Here is a 1212-nt window from a genome sequence, read left to right as displayed (position 1 = left end):
ACCGCGCCCGCAGCCCCGGCGGCGTACAGAGGCTCCCGTGCTCCCGAACCGCCCGCCACCCTCTGTTCCCCCGCCGGTTCCCTCCGTGGGCCCGGTGGCCGGTTCGCCCGGGTCAGTCTGTGCGCGGGCACCGGCACTCCGATCATGGCGGTCTCCGCTCCCGCGACCTGTCGCCGCCCCGGCGTCCGGCCCGTGTGTCTCACCTCCGGCACCTGGACCGCCACCCGGGACGGTGTGCCGGTCGCCTCGGGGACGCTGCCCGGTTCGACCCCGTACCCCGGGCCCGGCACCTACGACGTGACGGCGACGGTCACGGTCCGTTCCGCGCCGGCCGGGGTCGATCTCACGGGCACCGTCCGCGCGAGGCTCACCTTCACCGCGCCCGCCCCGAAGCCGACGCACCGGATCGAGGTGGACCGGCGGACGCTCGCCCCGAACGCGGTGACGACCCTGACGTACACGGTCTCCCGGGACAGCGAACTCGGCGACGGCAGCGGGCGGTTCGGGGTGATCGGCGTGGCGGGGACGACGCTCACCACGGCCGACCCCCGCTGTGTGAACCCCCTGGTCGGCCGCTACCCGGAGCAGACGCGTACTGCGTACGCCCTGGACTGCGCGCTGACCGACCTCCAGCCCGGCCGTCCGTCCACGGTGGTCGTCGAAGCCGCCGTCGGGGACAGTTGCACGGCGGTCGTCTCGAAGCTGGGGTACTGGATGCCGCGCGGCCAGGCCCTCTACACGGGAGGCATGCTGGAGGGCCCGGCTGTGGGGTGTGCCGCTAGTTCACGGTGATCGCGGAGACCGGGCAGGCGCGGGCCGCCTCACGGATCAGGGGGTCGTCGAGGTGGTCCGCGTGGTCGTCGACCAGGGCGGAGAAGCCGTCGTCGTCCTGGGTGAAGACCTTGGGCGCGGTGAGGGCGCACTGTCCGGCGCCGATGCAGACGTCCGTGTCGATGTCGATGTGCATGTCCGGAGCCTCCTACCAGGTCACGGGGAGTTCCAGCATCCCCTGGATCGTGTCGCCGGCCTTGAAGGGGATCGTGTCGGCGGGGGCCGCGAGGCGCAGGCCGGGGAGCCGGGTGAGGAGGGCGTGCAGGGCGATCTCCAGTTCGGCGCGGGCGAGGTTCTGGCCGAGGCACTGGTGGATGCCGAAGCCGAAGGAGACGTGGTGGCGGGCGGGCCGGTGGAAGTCGAGGGCGTCGGGGTCGTCGT

Annotated in this window: 3 protein-coding genes; 1 reads left to right on the top strand and 2 read right to left on the bottom strand. The window is 73.4% G+C overall.

Annotated elements, in window-relative coordinates:
* Nucleotides 1-144: 144 nt before the first annotated feature.
* Nucleotides 145-792: a hypothetical protein gene (locus AOK24_RS43365; RefSeq protein ID WP_240554414.1), complete on the top strand. Its 648-nt coding sequence runs from the start codon at nt 145-147 to the stop codon at nt 790-792.
* On the opposite strand, the gene AOK24_RS43360 is transcribed toward AOK24_RS43365, so the two are convergent.
* A complete protein-coding gene (locus AOK24_RS43360; RefSeq protein WP_055725330.1) occupies nt 779-967 on the bottom strand; it encodes a ferredoxin in 189 nt (62 codons plus the stop codon). The genes AOK24_RS43365 and AOK24_RS43360 overlap by 14 nt on opposite strands.
* A 12-nt stretch (nt 968-979) precedes the next feature.
* On the bottom strand, nt 980-1212 hold a 233-nt coding region (locus AOK24_RS43355; RefSeq protein ID WP_159052216.1), incomplete at its 5' end, for a cytochrome P450.

The organism is Streptomyces niveiscabiei (assembly GCF_001419795.1).
Classification (GTDB): Bacteria; Actinomycetota; Actinomycetes; order Streptomycetales; family Streptomycetaceae; genus Streptomyces; species Streptomyces niveiscabiei.
This window is presented reverse-complemented; position numbering and strand designations above follow the sequence as displayed.

Coding starts and splice junctions, on each gene's coding strand:
- AOK24_RS43365 (WP_240554414.1), top strand. CDS start 145: ATGGCGGTCTCCGCTCCCGCGACCTGTCGCCGCCCCGGCGTCCGGCCC.
- AOK24_RS43360 (WP_055725330.1), bottom strand. CDS start 967: ATGCACATCGACATCGACACGGACGTCTGCATCGGCGCCGGACAGTGC.